Below are 14,546 nucleotides of genomic sequence, written 5' to 3'. Positions count from 1 at the left end.
CGACGTGGCCAATTAGTCGGCCCGCCGACGTGGCCAATTAGTCGGCCCGCCGACGTGGCCAATTAGTCGGCCCGCCGCGAATCAGCTACCGCCGAGACTGCATCTACGCAGGGCCCTACTCGAACTTTCCCTGCGCAGTTGCAGTTTCGGCGATTCCTAGCGCGTTCTCGCCCCTGCGAGTGGCCATCACCCAGGACAGGAACTCCTCGACAGCCTGCGCCGTGTAGTGCGCACGTGGCGAACCGTAGTAGAAGTCGAATGCGTGCTGGGCGTGGGGGATTTCGGCGTAAACCACCGGTGACGTCGAGACCTTCTTCAAAGCTTCGGCAAACTCACGCCCCTCGGGAACCGGGATGATCGAGTCGTCCCGGCCGTGCAGAACGAAGAACGGCGGGGCGTCAGGCCGCAACCGGTAGCTCGCCGACGCATCGACGTACAACTGCCGGTCCTCGGTGATCGGTTTCTTCACGACGAACTTCTGCAGGAACGCGATGAACTCCCGGCGCCCGCTGCCACGCGCCGAAACCCAGTCGTAGCGACCGTAAATCGGCACCGCCGCGACCACGGAGGTGTCGGCATCCTCGAAGCCCGGTTGGAACTGTGGATCGTCAGCGGTGAGCGCCGCCAGTGACGACAGGTGACCGCCGGCGGATCCGCCGGTAATCGCGACGAAATCAGGGTCACCGCCCCAGTCGGCGATGTTCTCCTTGATCCACGCCAGTGCCCGTTTCACGTCGACGATATGGTCCGGCCAGGTGTTCTTCGGGCTGACACGGTAGTCGATCGACACGCAGATCCAACCGTGGTCGGCGAGGTGGCTCATCAGCGGATAGCTCTGCGGCTTGCGCATACCGATGGCCCACGCTCCACCCGGAACCTGGAGGAGCACAGGCGCTTTGCCGTGTCGAGGCAGGTCGGATCGACGCCAGATGTCGGCGCGGTTCACCCGCAGCGGCCCGTAATGCACGGTGCCCGCCTTCTCCACGTAGCGGCGCCGGACGAAGTCGTTGGGCGGCACACCGAAGTACCGTCGCCGCGACGACCTCGCCTTCTCGGCGATCGCGTCGTAGTCGGGGCCGAGCGCTTCGCGCAGCGGATCTTCGAAGAACGGTTGCGAGGCCACGTTGCGGCGGTGGATGACATACAGCAGAGCCCACGCAATCGCGGTGAGTGCCAGCGCGATCCGGCCACGGGGGTCGCGGAAGTCGCCGCGGATGCCGCGTCGGACAGCGTCGAGCATCGAACCGGTCATGTAGAGCGGGGACAGCTCCGAGGTCGGCCATCCGAAGGCGAACACCGGGATGGTCGGGTACCCGTCGCGGGCCAGGGGTCGCAGACCGTTGGCAGCATTGAGCAACTCTGCTGCCGCACGCAGCAGCGGGCGGCGTTTAGGCATCCGCGATCCGGTCCTTCAGTTCCTTGCGCGAGATCTTGCCGGTGATGCTGCGAGGAAGCTCGTCGAGCACCGTGATCTCCCTTGGCACCTTGTAGTTCGCGAGGTTGTCGCGAACGTGCTGTTTCAGCGCCTCCGGGGTAGCCGCCGCGCCGGGGTTCAAAACCACGAACGCCGCGAGCCGCTGGCCGAACTTCTCATCGTCTACGCCGAGCACGTGCGCCTCGGCAACGTCGGGATGTGCGGTCAGCGTCTTCTCCACCTCGATGGGGTAGACGTTCTCGCCGCCGGAGACGATCATCTCGTCGTCGCGGCCGACGACGAAAAGCCTTCCGGCGTCGTCGAGGTAGCCCAGGTCGCCCGACGACATGAATCCCTCGTGGAACTCTTTCGTCGTCCCGGAGGTGTATCCGTCGAACTGCGTCGAGTTGCGCACGTAGATGCCGCCGGTCTGGCCGGTGGGCACCTCGTTGAACTCGGAATCGAGGATCTTGATCTCGGTTCCTTCGGCGGGCTTGCCCGCGGTGTCCGGCGCGGCGCGCAGATCGCGGGGTGTGGCCGTCGCGATCATGCCCGCCTCGGTGGCGTTGTAGTTGTTGTAGATCACGTCGCCGAAGCGGTCCATGAACTTGATGACGACGTCGGGGCGCATCCGTGAGCCCGACGCCGCGGCGAAGCGCAGCGAGCGCCCGCTGTACTTGTCGAGCACCTCGTCGGGAAGGTCCATGATGCGGTCGAACATCACCGGCACCACGCACAGCCCGGTCGCCCGATGCTTGTCGACGAGTTCCAGTGTGGCCTCGGGGTCGAACTTGCGGCGGGTGATGATCGTGCACGCCATCGACGCCGCGAAGGCCAGCTGCGAGAAGCCCCATGCGTGGAACATCGGGGCAACGACGACGACGGGCTGCTCGGCGCGCCACGGGGTTCGGTCCAGGATCGCCTTGAGCACGCTGGGATCTCCGCCGGAGTGCTTGGCCCCCTTGGGCGTTCCCGTGGTGCCCGAGGTCAGCAGGATGACGCGGCTCTTCTCGTCCGCCCTCACCGGTTCCTCGCCGCCGTGCTCGGCGATCATGTTCTCGACCGTCAGACCCTCACTCGGGGCATCGGTCCACGCGAGGATGCGGGTGGTGTCCGGCCGGTCCGCCAGCGCGCGGTCCACGATCTCGGAGAACTCCTCGTCGTAGACCACCGCCACCGTCTTGGCTCGTCCGTCTTGGCTGCCTTCGCGCTCCAGCACCTCGGCCAGTGCAGGTCCGGCGAACGACGTGTTGAGCAGCAGTACGTCGGCACCGATGCGGTTGGCCGCGATCAGGGCGTCGACGAAGCCACGATGATTGCGCGCCATCAGCGCGATCACCTCGGGCGCTCCGCCCGGCAGTGCCTGAAGGGCGGCGGCGAACGCGTCGGCGCGACGGTCGATCTGGCGCCAGGTGAGAATGCCGAGTTCGTCGACCAGACCGGCCCGGTCTGGACAGCGTTGCGCCGCGGCGGCGAAGCCGGAGGTGATCGCCATGTTCTCGCGCTGCATCGCGCCGGCGATGCGCAGGTACTTGTCCGGGCGCATAGGGGCGATGATGCCCGCGCGCGCCATCGTGGAGAGCAGGCCGAGGGTGTTGGTGACTGGGTCGAGGAGGCCCATCTATCAGCCCAGCACCGGGAGCTTGCGCTCCTGAGCCAGTTCGTCGAGGGCGCGCTGCATCACCCGGCGCACGTGGGCGTCGACCTCATCGATATCGGGGTTCTCGCCGAACTCCTTGGCGATGTCGATCGGCGGCAGGGCCTTCATCGTGATCTTGGTCGGCAGGGGCACGTTGACGGGAAGTACGACGGACAGGCCGAAGGGGAAGCCGAACGAGACGGGCAGGATCTTGGTGCGGAATGCCCGCGCCACCGGTCCCAGGGCCTTGGCGATGTCGGTCCCGCGGGTGAGGAACAGCTGGCTTTCCTGTCCGCCGATGCCGACCGTCGGCACGATGGGGACGCCGGCGTTGATGGCCGCCTTCACGTACCCGGTCCGGCCGCCGAAGTCGATCTTGTTTGCCGACAGGGAGGGGCGGTAGACGTCGTAGTCGCCGCCTGGGAAGACGACGACGACGCCGCCCGAGCGCAGTGCTTCGTCGGCGTTCTTGTGGTTGGCCGGGATGAAGCCGGTCTTCTTGAAGAACGCTCCGGTCGGGCCGACCATCAGCATGTCGTGGCTGAGCGTGTAGACGGGCCGCTCGTAGCCGAACCTGTCGTAGAAGCCGCTGGCGAACACCGGCACATCCATGGCGAACAGTCCGCCGGAGTGGTTAGACACCACCAGCGCGCCGCCGTTCGGGAAGTTCTCCAGCCCTCGTACCTCAGCGCGATGCCACCCTTTGAGGAACGGTTTCAGGATGCCCATCACGCGTTCGGTGAGCACCGGATCCCATTTGGTGAGTTCGGACGGGATGACGTCGGTCGCGTTCACAGCGGCCCCCTTGCAGCTTCGGCGTCGGACTGGAACATGTTCCAGTTTTGCTAGTATACCCGCTGCTCACAGCCGCCCGAAAAGCTATGACCAGCATCACTTGACCGAAGATGTCAGTGTCGGCGCTACGCCGTCAAGACCGTGAGCCCGACAGTTGTGACTTGACGGTGCGGGTCAGTTCGTCGCCGAGGATCTCGGGTGCACCGGCAAATAATCCGTCGAGGGCCAGCCCGGCAACAACTGCCGGATCTGTTTTCTGGTCGGCGGGGATGTAGCTGACCATGTCGGTGTCCATGTAGCCGACGTGCAGCGCCGCGACGTGGATGCCGCGCTCGGCCAGCTCGGTGCGGACCGCGTCGGTGAGCGCCCATCCGGCCGCCTTGGCCGCTGAGTAGGCGCCACTGGTCGGGGGATGTACCCAGGACAGCACCGACAGCACGTTGAGGATGCGGCCGCCGCCATTGCGCTCGAGTGCCGGGACGAACGCGCGGATGACGCCCAGCGTTCCGAAGTAGTGGGTCTCCATCTCCAGCCGGATGTCCTCCAGCGAGCCATCGAGAAGCCCCGCTCGCGTCGAGACCCCGGCGTTGTTGATGACGACGTTGACGTCGCTCGCGGTCTCGGCGGCGCGGCGCACGGACTCGGGGTCGGTGATGTCGAGCTGTAGCGGGATGGCCCCGGGTAGGTCGACGGATTCGGGCCGGCGCGCGCCGGCGTAGACCTTCGCGCCGCGAGCGATGAGCTGCGCGGCGAACTCTCGGCCGAGGCCGCGGTTGGCGCCGGTCACGAGTGCGGTGATGTGTTCGGTGTTCGTCATGATCACGACAACGTGAGGCACCCCTCGGTATAGTCCCAAATACTCAGAAGATTGCAGCTAGCCGGTAACCGACCACGTCGAAATGCGACGAAGCGCGAGCCGCCCGCTGTAGTTTCAAAGAGCACTATGGCGGGACCCGGTCGGGGGCTTCCGCCATAGTGCTTTTTCGGGCTGTGCGCTTGACCTGAACCATCGTTGAGGTCGCACCATGGTTGCTATGTCCAGTCTGCTCGACCCGTACTTCGTCCGGATCTCCTTCACCGGTCCAACGGAACCGACGCTGAACACATTGCGCGGAGTTGTCGCGGCCCACAACCGGTCCATCCCGTTCGAGAACCTCGACCCGCTCACCGGGGTGCCGATTGTCGATCTCTCCGCAAAAGCGTTGGCCGACAAATTGATTCATCGCCGCCGTGGCGGCTACTGCTATGAGCACAACGGTCTGCTCGGCTACGTCCTCGACGAGCTGGGGTACGACGTTGCCCGCCTGGCGGGGCGGGTCGTGTGGATGCACGAAGACGATTCGCTGCCCGCTCAGACGCATCAGGTGCTCGCCGTCACCCTCCCCGACGGTGACGGCCCCTATCTGGTCGACGTCGGGTTCGGCGGTCAGACCCTGACGTCGCCGATCCGGCTGCAGAGCGGGCCGGTGCAGCAGACCCGCCACGAGCCCTACCGGTTGCTCGACCACCCCGAGGGTTTCGAGCTGCAGGCCCAGATCCGCGGCGCCTGGCAGCCGCTGTACTTGCTGAACCCGGACCCGCGGCCACAGATCGACCTGGAGGTCGGCAGCTGGTACGTCTCGACCTACCCGAAGTCGGGCTTCGTCGTCGGATTGACCGCGGCGATCGTGACCGACGACGCCCGCTGGAACCTTCGCGGTCGCCACCTCGCGGTGCATCGCGCCGGCGGCACCGAGAAGACCCGGCTGGAGACGGCGGCCGAGGTGCTCGACGTGCTGGGCGAGACGTTCGGCATAGACACCGGCGAGCTCGGGAACCGGGCCGCTCTGGAGGCGCGCGTCGGCGAAGTGCTCGACACCTGACCCGCCGAAACTGCATTCCATGCGCGAAAATTCGCGTTCGCAGCGCATGGAATGCAGTTTCGGCGGCTGGACAGCAGGAAATGTCATGTCCCGATCGGCGGCCGCCGACGATACTCGGACACCGTGACCGATCCCGCCGGACGAGACAGACTGCGTGAACTGCTCGACGCCGTCACCGATGCCGGCAACGGCGATGTCGCAGATATGGCACGCAGCAGCTTCGCCTCGGAGTTTCACTTCTCGCGCGAGGTGCGGAGGTTGACCGGCGAATCCCCGGCGGCCCTTCGCCGCCGGGTCATGCTCGAGCGGGCGGCGTGGCGATTGCAGCGCGGCGAGTCGGTGTCGGCCGTGGCTGCCGACGAAGGATGGTCCTCGGCGGAGGTGTTCTCCCGCGCCTTCCGACGCACGTACGGCGTACCGCCGTCGCAGGCGGTCGACGTCCACTTCCGGCTTCCGGCACCCAACGGACTGCACTTCCATCCACCGCAGTCGTTGTGGCTGGACAGCGACCGCGACGAGGCGGCGGCCGCCGTACCCGACGTCGCACAGCTGATGATCGCGCACGACCTCGACGACACGACCCACCTGCTGTCGCAGGCCGCGCAACTGACCGCCGAGCAGTGGGCGGCCGAGGTGGCGCCGGGGCAGACGGTGCTGGAATGGGACGGCCCCGAACCCAGCGTCGGTGCCGTGCTCGGTGCGATCGTGTGGAACAAGGAGGTGTGGCTGGCGACGATCGCCGGCGACGACTTCCCGGCGCGGACGTCGACTCAAGCGGACTCCACCGATCCCGTAGGGCTGCTCGCCCACCACGAGCGCATCGCAAAGCGCTGGCGCGCAATGGTTTCCGAGTACACCGCAGCCGGCCGACTCGGCGACACCGTGATCGACGCGCTGTGCGACCCGCCGGAGTCGTTCCAGCTCTACGGCATCGTCGCGCACGTTCTCACCTACTCCGCGCACCGCCGCGAACTGGTTCGCACCATGCTCGCCGGCCATGGCGTCACCGCGCGGCGCGGAGACCCACTGGACTGGATGAGAAGGACCTAGGAAGGACATCGATGAGCACCGTCTACTACACCGCCTCCAGCCTCGACGGCTACATCGTCGACGAGAACGGCAGCCTGGAGTGGCTGATGTCCCGCGACATCACACAGGACGGCCCGTTTGCGATCGATCCGTTCATGGCTGAGGTCGGCGCACTCGTGATGGGCGCCGACACCTACGAATGGATCGTGAAGAACCAACCCGGCGACTGGATGTACCCGCAGCCGTCATGGGTCGTCACGCACCGCCCCGAGGTGGTCGCCGCCGGGCATCCGGTGCAGACGTTCGCCGGCGACGTCGCCGAGCTGCACCCGGTCCTGGTGGAAGCGGCCGCGGGCCGCAACGTCTGGGTCGTCGGCGGTGGCGACGTCGCCGGACAGTTCGTCACCGCCGGTCTGATCGACGAGGTCATCGTGTCCTATGCACCGTGCACCCTCGGCGCGGGCTCGCCGGTGCTGCCGCTGCGGTCGGAATGGGCGCTGGTCGACTCGGCGGTCAACGGCGATTTCGTGTGCGCGCACTGGCGCTGCGCGTAGCGGGCGGACCGGGCCGTCGTATTCTGGCAACTCGGAACAGCGGGTATCACCGGAGGTCGACCGCATGGGGCACTACAGGAGCAACGTCCGAGATCTCGAGTTCAACCTCTTCGAGGTGCTGGCAGTGGAGAAGGTCCTCGCGACGGGCGAGTTCGGCGACTTGGACCCGCAGTCGGTGCACGAGATGCTGCACGAGGCGGCCAAGGTGGCCGAGGGGCCCCTCGCGGAGGCGTTCGCCGAGACCGACCGCACTCCACCGTCATTCGACCCCGCCACCCACGGGGTGAGCATTCCCGAGCCGTTTAAGAGATCGTTCCGCGCCTGGCACGACGGGGAGTGGTTCCGCGTCGGCATGGCCGAGTCCATCGGCGGTGTGCCCGCCCCCTCGATGCTGGACTGGGCCATCAACGAGCTCGCCCTCGGCGCCCAGCCTGCGGCGTTCATGTATTCCGCCGGCCTCAGATGGCCGGAACCATCAACGCCATCGGCAACGAACTGCAACGCCACTGGGCAGCGCTGATGATCGAGCGCAACTGGGGCGCCACCATGGTGCTCACCGAACCCGATGCCGGGTCCGACGTCGGCGCGGGCCGGACCAAAGCCACCCCGCAGCCCGACGGCACCTGGCACCTCGACGGCGTGAAGCGCTTCATCACCAACGGCGACGCCGACAACCTTTTCGAGAACATCATCCACGTCGTCCTCGCCCGCCCGGAGGGTGCAGTGCCCGGTACCAGGGGGCTATCGCTGTTTCTCGTCCCGAAGTTCCACTTCGACCCCCAGACCGGCGAGCCCGGCGAGCGCAACGGCGTCTTCGTCACCGGCCTCGAGCACAAGATGGGGCTGAAGGCCTCGGCGACGTGTGAGCTGAGCTTCGGCCAGCACGGTACGCCAGCGGTCGGCTGGCTGGTCAACGACACCCACAACGGTATCGCGCAGATGTTCAAGGTGATCGAGTACGCCCGAATGATGGTGGGTACTAAAGCTATTGCGACACTTTCCACCGCATATCTGAACGCACTGGATTACGCCAAGACGCGCGTGCAGGGGTCCGACATGTCGCAGATGCGCGACAAGACGGCACCCCGCGTGACGATCATTCACCATCCCGATGTGCGTCGCGCCCTGCTGACGCAGAAAGCGTACGCGGAGGGGATGCGTGCGCTGTACCTCTACACCGCGGCGCACCAGGACGCGGTCGCCGCCGACATCGTCTCCGGTGCCGACGCCGCGATGGCGCGCCGGGTCAACGACCTGCTGTTGCCGATCGTCAAGGGGGTCGGCTCCGAACGCGCCTACCAATGCCTCACCGAATCGCTTCAGACGCTTGGCGGTTCGGGCTTCCTGCAGGATTACCCGATCGAGCAGTACATCCGCGACGCCAAGATTGACTCACTCTACGAGGGCACCACCGCGATCCAGGCGCAGGACTTCTTTTTCCGCAAGATCGCCAGGGACCAGGGTGGCGCTCTGCTGCACGTCGTGACGAATTTGCGCCGGTTCCTCGACGACCCCGCGGCACGCCCTGAACTGGCCGACGAACGCGCACTGCTGTCCACCGCGGTCAGCGAGGTGCAGGCGATGGTCGCCGCGATGACGAAATACCTTGTCGATTCCCAGCAGAACCCGCGCGAGCTGTACCGGCTCGGGCTGGAGTCGGTCCCGTTCCTGCTCGCCGTCGGCGATCTGCTGCTCGGCTGGCTTCTGTTGCAGCAGGCCGAGATCGCGCTCACCGCGCTCGACGGCGATGCCGGCGAGAAGGACCGGGCGTTCTATGCCGGCAAGGTCGCGACCGGGAAGTTCTTCGCCCAGAACGTGCTGCCGCGACTGAGCGCGCAGCGCACCGTGCTGCAGGCGGTGGATCTGACCGCGATGGACCTGCCGGAAGCCGCGTTCTAAAGAAGCGCGCGATGAGTTCGGCGGGCGGCGGAGGTCGCAACACACATGACCGATGACCAGACCGAAATCCGTGCCGTCGTCGAGCGGTGGATCGAGGCCGTCCGATCACGCGATCTCGACGGCGTCGTCGCCGCCCATACCGACGACATCGTGATGTTCGATGTCCCGCCGCCGCAGAACGGCGTCAGGGGGCTCGCGGCGTACCGGGACAGTTGGCCGCCGTTCTTCGAGTTCATCGCGAGCGGAGCGGTCTTCGAGCTCGTCGAGCTCGACGTCACCTCCGGCAGCGATGTGGCATTCGCCCGCGCCCTGCTCCGGTGCGGCAGGCCCGAGGAGCTCGCCGCCAAGCCTGACCACCGGCTACGCGTCACCCTCGGGCTGCGCAAGGTGGACGGCGCGTGGCTGATCGCCCACGAGCACCACTCGTTCCCGCTGCCCTGAAACGCGAGTAGACGCAAACTCGCACTGGCCGAGGCCATTTCGTGTGAGTTTGCGTCTGCTCGGCGAGGGATCAGGTGGAGGGGGTGTAGCCGAACGGCAGCAGGATGCTCTTGGGTTCGGTGTAGGCGGCGATGCCCTCGGGGCCGTTCTCGCGTCCGATGCCCGAGTTCTTGTAGCCGCCGAACGGTGCGCCCGGGTCGAACGCGTACATGTTGACCGCGTAGGTGCCGGTGCGGATCCTGCGGGCGATCTTCAGTGCCTTGTCGTTGTCGGTGGTGTACACCGAACCGGCGAGGCCGTAGACCGAGTCGTTGGCGATGCGCACGGCGTCGTCCTCGTCCTCGTAGGCGATCACGGCCAGCACCGGCCCGAAGATCTCCTCCTGGGCGATCGTCATCGAGTTGTCGACGTCGGCGAAGACGGTCGGCTGGACGAACCAGCCGCTGTCGAGTCCCTCGGGGCGGCCGCCGCCGGTGACGAGGCGGGCGCCTTCCTCGACGCCCTTCTTGATGTAGCCCTCGACGCGGTCGCGCTGCTTCTCAGAGATCAGCGGGCCGATCATGGCGCCGGCATCGTCGGGAAGACCGATCGGCATGGCGGCCACGGCCGCGGACAATTTCTCGACGACCTCGTCGTAGCGCGACCGCGGCGCCAGGATGCGGGTCTGCCCCACGCAGGCCTGCCCGCAGTTCATCAGGCCGGAGAACACCAGCATCGGCAGCGTCGAGTCCAGGTCGGCGTCTTCGAGGATGATCGCGGCCGACTTGCCGCCCAGCTCCAGCGTGCACGGTTTGAGCTTCTCGGCTGCCAGCTTGCCGATCTCCTTACCGACGCCGGAGCTGCCGGTGAAGGTGAACTTGTCGAGCTCCGGGTTGGCTGTCAGCGCGCGGCCGGTCTCCGGACCGCCGGGCACGATGGAGAGCACACCCTCGGGAAGGCCGGCCTCGGCGAACGCCTCGGCCATCGCGAACACCGACAGCGGGGTCTCGGCGGCGGGCTTGAGCACGACGGTGCAGCCGGCGAGCAGGGCGGGCCCCAGCTTGTTGGCGGCCAGGAAGAACGGGACGTTCCAGGCGGTCACCGCGCCGACGACGCCGATGGGCTCCTTGACGACCAACGTCTGGCCGTAGACGCCGTCGCGGATGTCCTGCCACTGGAACTTGTCGGCCGCGCCGACGAAGTAGTTGAACGCCGACATCGCGGCGCCGTACTGCATCATGTCGACGATCGTCGGCGGCTGGCCCGTCTCGGCGGCCAGTAGGAACTTCAGCTCTTCTGCGCGCTCTTCCATGATCTTGACGGCGCGGCCGAGCACCTCGGCGCGCTCGGCGGGAGACATATGGGGCCACGGGCCCTCGTCGAAGGCCTTGCGAGCGGCAGCGCACGCGGCGTCGACGTCGGCGGCCGACGCGAGCGGGACCTTGCCGACCAGCTCGCCGGTGGCGGGGGAGTGCACCTCGATCACGTCCGAGGTGGCCGGCTCGACCCACTTGCCGCCGATGAACAGCTTGTCCCATTGGGTCTTGAAGGCAGTGCTGGATGTCATACCGGTCACAGTACCGACAGTAGACAGAAACGAGAACCTGTTGCAGTCGGGAGATCAGGACGGGCTGAGCACGACCACCAGATTGCTCACGGTGAATTCGCGAAGGGCGGGCACCTTGGTCAGTCCCCAGGCCCATCGCGGGTGGTAGCGAGGAAATGCGGCGAGCATGGCGCCGGTGCCTTTCGCCCAGCGCAGGCCGTCGCGCGCGTGGACGGCGAACAACGACGAGCCGTAGTCGTTCTTGGGCCGATGGCCGTGCCTGCGGGTGTACCGCTCGGCTGCCCGGCGTCCGCCGAGATAGTGCGTGAGCCCCATTTCGTGGCCGCCGAACGGCCCGAGCCACACCGTGTAGGACAGCACGACCAGCCCGCCGGGCCGCGTCACCCGCAGCATCTCGTCGCCGAGACGCCACGGGTGCGCCACGTGCTCGGCGACATTGGACGACAGGCAGACGTCCACGCTGCCATCGGCGAATGGCAATGACATGCCCGAGGCTCTGACGAACGTCCCGGCCCTGCTGTGCGTGCGAGGAGCGGCCGAGTGCATCTCCCTCGGGTCGGGCTCCACGCCGATGTAGCGCATGCCGGCCTCGGTGAACGCGGTGGCGAAGTATCCGGGGCCACCGCCGACGTCGAGCACCGTCACATCGCGGGGATCGGTTCGGGTCGTCGAGCGCCACAGGTCGGCAACCATGTCGACGGTGTCGTCGGCCAGGGGGCCGTAGAACCGGTCGGGGTCGCTGCGCTCGAACCGGAACGCCGACAACAACCGCAGCGACCGCGTCAGAGTCGCCCGCCGGGCGAACAGATCGGTAGCGACCACCCGGTCACCCTACGCAGGGCGGTTAGGCTGACCGGGATGTCTGACCCCTCCCGCCTGCCTGATTGCTCCTCGCGTGCGCAGGCCTCCGTGCGCTCGGTGCTGCTGCTGTGCTGGCGCGACACCGGCCATCCCCAGGGCGGCGGCAGCGAGACCTACCTGCAGCGGATCGGCGCTCAACTCGCCGCGTCGGGCACCCGCGTCACGCTGCGCACGGCGCGTTACCCCGGCGCCGCGCGTCGCGAAATCGTCGACGGCGTGGAGATCCAGCGTCGCGGCGGTCCCTATTCGGTGTACATAAGGGCGGGGCTGGCCATGGTCGCGGCGCGCATCGGGCTCGGTCCGATGCGCCATGTGCGCCCCGACGTCGTCGTGGACACCCAGAACGGTCTGCCGTTCCTGTCCCGGCTCGCCTACGGCAGGGGGACGGTCGTACTGGTCCACCACTGTCACCGCGAGCAATGGCCCGTCGCCGGTCCGGTGATGAGCCGTATCGGATGGTTCGTCGAATCCTGGCTGTCTCCGCGCGCGCACCGGCGCAACCAGTACGTCACGGTGTCTCTGCCCTCGGCCCGGGACCTCACGCTTCTCGGTGTACACCCCGACCACGTCGCGGTGGTGCGCAACGGGGTGGACGCGGCACCCGAGAGCTCGCTGGCCTTTCCCCGCTCGGCGACCCCGCGCGTCGTCGTGCTGTCTCGATTGGTGCCCCACAAGCAGATCGAGGACGCGCTCGACGCCATCGCCCAGTTGCGCACCCGGGTACCCGATCTGCACCTCGACGTCCTCGGGGGCGGCTGGTGGTCGCAGAAGCTCGTCGACCACGCCGCCCGGCTGGGCATCACCGACGCGGTCACCTTTCACGGCCACGTCGACCACGACACCAAACATGCGGTGCTTCAGCGCAGTTGGGTGCACGTGCTGCCCTCCCGCAAGGAAGGCTGGGGGCTCGCGGTTGTCGAGGCGGCCCAGCACGGCGTACCCACCATCGGTTACCGCTCCTCGGGTGGATTGACGGACTCGATCGTCGACGGGGTGACGGGCATGCTCGTCGACGGACTCCCGGAGTTGGTGGACGGGCTGGAGCGGCTCCTCACCGACGACATGCTGCGCGAACAGCTCGGTGTCAAAGCGCAACTACGCAGCGGCGAGTTCTCGTGGGAGCAGAGCGCCGAGGCGATGCGTGCGGTGCTGGAGACTGTGCGGGCCGGCCACCTGACCAGCGGTGTCCTCGACAGACCTATGCGGGCACTGCAGCAGGGGTGAGCCGCACCGGCATCGAGTGGATGCCGTTCATCAACACCGACCGCACCCTTTCGACCGGCCCGGCGAGTTCGATTCCCTGTGTACGGGTGACTATTTCGCGGAAGATCGCCGCAGCCTCGACCCTGGCGAGGCTGGCGCCGAGGCAGAAGTGGGTTCCGCCGCCGCCGAAAGCCAGATGTTGATTCGGCGTGCGGCCGATGTCGAACCTGTCGGGTTCGGTGAAGTGGTCCTCGTCTCGATTGGCCGACGGGTAGAACATCGCCACCCGCTGCCCTTTCCGGATCGCGGTGCCTCGCATGCTCGTGTCGCGCATGGCAGTGCGCGTGAAGACAGTCACCGGGCTGGTCCAGCGCAGCATCTCCTCGATCGCCGTCGGCATCAGCGACGGATCTGCCGCCAGCCGGGCCCACTGATCAGGATGTTCGATCAGAGCGAGAGTTCCTGCGGCGACCAGGTTTCGGGTGGTGTCCCCGCCCGCGTTGAGCAACAGCATGAAGAACAGGTTGAATTCGAGGTCGGTGAGCCGCTTGCCATCCACCTCGGCGTGCAGCAGTGCGGTGGCGATGTCGTCGACAGGGTTCGCGCGCTTGCCTGCCGCAAGTTCGGTGGCGTACTCGAACAGCCGCACCTGCGCGTCGATCAGCTCGGGATCACCCATCGTGCGGGTGTTCATGATCTCGGTGAGTGCGTAGAGCGCCCGGCCGTCGTCGAGCGGGATGCCCAGCAGTTCGGCGATCACATAGGACGGCAGCGCGCCGGCCACATCGCCGACGAACTCGCATTCACCGCGCTCCATGGCGTTGTCGACGATGTCGCGGGCCATGTCCGCGGTGCGCGCGCTCAATCGAGCCACGTGCCTCGACGTGAATCCGCGGCTGATCAGCGCCCGCAGTGCGGTGTGCCGCGGCGAATCCATCGTCAGCATCATCAACGCCAGCTGGTAGGCCTCGTCGGGTGCCGGGACGTCGATGAAGACGCCTGTGTTCTGCGAGGACCACGTCTCGCTGTCGCGGGAGACGGCGTAGATGTCGTCGTGACGGGTGAGCGCCCAGAATCCGGGTTTATCGCCGTACGGGTGCCATGCGACGGGTGCTCGGTGCCGCAGTTCCCGGAAGGCGTCGTAGGGCATTCCGGCGAGGTACGTGTCGGGATCGGTGAGATCGGCACCGCCGACCGTGATCGCGTCTGGCGTGGTGTTGGGCACGACTACCTCCCGGCTCGGTGCGAACTCTAGTACCGGTGCAACGCAGTGAGTCGGGAATCGAAAAGCTCGTCGACGGTG

Annotated in this window: 12 protein-coding genes and 1 pseudogene; 6 read left to right on the top strand and 7 right to left on the bottom strand. The window is 67.1% G+C overall.

All coding sequences use genetic code 11. The features are described 5' to 3' along the window. Positions 1 to 115: 115 nt before the first annotated feature. From AWC12_RS28080 to AWC12_RS28065, 4 genes are all read right to left on the bottom strand, one after another. Complete coding sequence (locus AWC12_RS28080; protein WP_085178175.1) at positions 116 to 1,396, bottom strand: alpha/beta hydrolase; 1,281 nt, start codon at positions 1,394 to 1,396, stop codon at positions 116 to 118. After that, positions 1,389 to 3,035 carry an acyl-CoA ligase FadD12 gene (gene fadD12 / locus AWC12_RS28075; protein ID WP_085178174.1) on the bottom strand — a complete coding sequence of 549 codons (1,647 nt, stop codon included), beginning with the start codon at positions 3,033 to 3,035 and terminating at the stop codon, positions 1,389 to 1,391. Before fadD12 ends, AWC12_RS28080 begins: the two co-directional genes overlap by 8 nt. Before the next feature lie 3 nt (positions 3,036 to 3,038). Continuing rightward, positions 3,039 to 3,848, bottom strand: coding sequence for a 1-acyl-sn-glycerol-3-phosphate acyltransferase (locus AWC12_RS28070; RefSeq protein ID WP_024449345.1), 810 nt, complete (start codon positions 3,846 to 3,848; stop codon positions 3,039 to 3,041). Between the two features lie 133 nt (positions 3,849 to 3,981). Next, on the bottom strand, positions 3,982 to 4,665 hold the full coding sequence (locus tag AWC12_RS28065; RefSeq protein WP_085178237.1) for an SDR family oxidoreductase: 684 nt from the start codon (positions 4,663 to 4,665) through the stop codon (positions 3,982 to 3,984). A gap of 217 nt (positions 4,666 to 4,882) precedes the next feature. On the opposite strand from AWC12_RS28065, the gene AWC12_RS28060 reads away from it, so the two are divergent. From AWC12_RS28060 to AWC12_RS28040, 5 genes and pseudogenes are all read left to right on the top strand, one after another. Then, positions 4,883 to 5,710: an arylamine N-acetyltransferase family protein gene (locus AWC12_RS28060; protein ID WP_085178173.1), complete on the top strand. Its 828-nt coding sequence runs from the start codon at positions 4,883 to 4,885 to the stop codon at positions 5,708 to 5,710. Positions 5,711 to 5,833: 123 nt separating this feature from the next. Next, entirely contained in the window at positions 5,834 to 6,760 is a 927-nt protein-coding gene (locus AWC12_RS28055) for a helix-turn-helix domain-containing protein (protein ID WP_024445900.1), read from the top strand. Positions 6,761 to 6,771: 11 nt separating this feature from the next. Then, positions 6,772 to 7,293: a dihydrofolate reductase family protein gene (locus AWC12_RS28050; protein WP_085178172.1), complete on the top strand. Its 522-nt coding sequence runs from the start codon at positions 6,772 to 6,774 to the stop codon at positions 7,291 to 7,293. 64 nt (positions 7,294 to 7,357) lie between these two features. Then, positions 7,358 to 9,192, top strand: a pseudogene (locus tag AWC12_RS28045) (acyl-CoA dehydrogenase). A 45-nt stretch (positions 9,193 to 9,237) separates the two neighbouring features. Then, a complete protein-coding gene (locus tag AWC12_RS28040) occupies positions 9,238 to 9,633 on the top strand; it encodes a YybH family protein (RefSeq protein ID WP_085178171.1) in 396 nt (131 codons plus the stop codon). 70 nt (positions 9,634 to 9,703) lie between these two features. On the opposite strand, the gene AWC12_RS28035 is transcribed toward AWC12_RS28040, so the two are convergent. Both AWC12_RS28035 and AWC12_RS28030 read right to left on the bottom strand, forming a co-directional pair. Continuing rightward, complete coding sequence (locus AWC12_RS28035) at positions 9,704 to 11,179, bottom strand: aldehyde dehydrogenase (RefSeq protein ID WP_085178170.1); 1,476 nt, start codon at positions 11,177 to 11,179, stop codon at positions 9,704 to 9,706. A gap of 54 nt (positions 11,180 to 11,233) precedes the next feature. After that, a complete protein-coding gene (locus tag AWC12_RS28030) occupies positions 11,234 to 12,001 on the bottom strand; it encodes a class I SAM-dependent methyltransferase (RefSeq protein WP_085178169.1) in 768 nt (255 codons plus the stop codon). A gap of 36 nt (positions 12,002 to 12,037) precedes the next feature. Between AWC12_RS28030 and AWC12_RS28025 the strand changes: the two genes are divergently transcribed. Beyond that, positions 12,038 to 13,264: a glycosyltransferase family 4 protein gene (locus AWC12_RS28025; protein WP_085178168.1), complete on the top strand. Its 1,227-nt coding sequence runs from the start codon at positions 12,038 to 12,040 to the stop codon at positions 13,262 to 13,264. Here the strand turns inward: AWC12_RS28025 and AWC12_RS28020 are convergent. Continuing rightward, the gene (locus AWC12_RS28020) at positions 13,239 to 14,393 is read right to left on the bottom strand and encodes a cytochrome P450 (RefSeq protein WP_337360680.1); all 1,155 of its coding nucleotides are present in this window, start codon (positions 14,391 to 14,393) and stop codon (positions 13,239 to 13,241) included. The genes AWC12_RS28025 and AWC12_RS28020 overlap by 26 nt on opposite strands. Positions 14,394 to 14,546 lie beyond the last annotated feature (153 nt).

Source organism: Mycolicibacterium iranicum, assembly GCF_002101705.1.
Lineage (GTDB): Bacteria > Actinomycetota > Actinomycetes > Mycobacteriales > Mycobacteriaceae > Mycobacterium > Mycobacterium iranicum.
The sequence above is the reverse complement of the archived record's forward strand: the minus strand, read 5'-3'. Positions and strand labels throughout refer to the sequence as shown.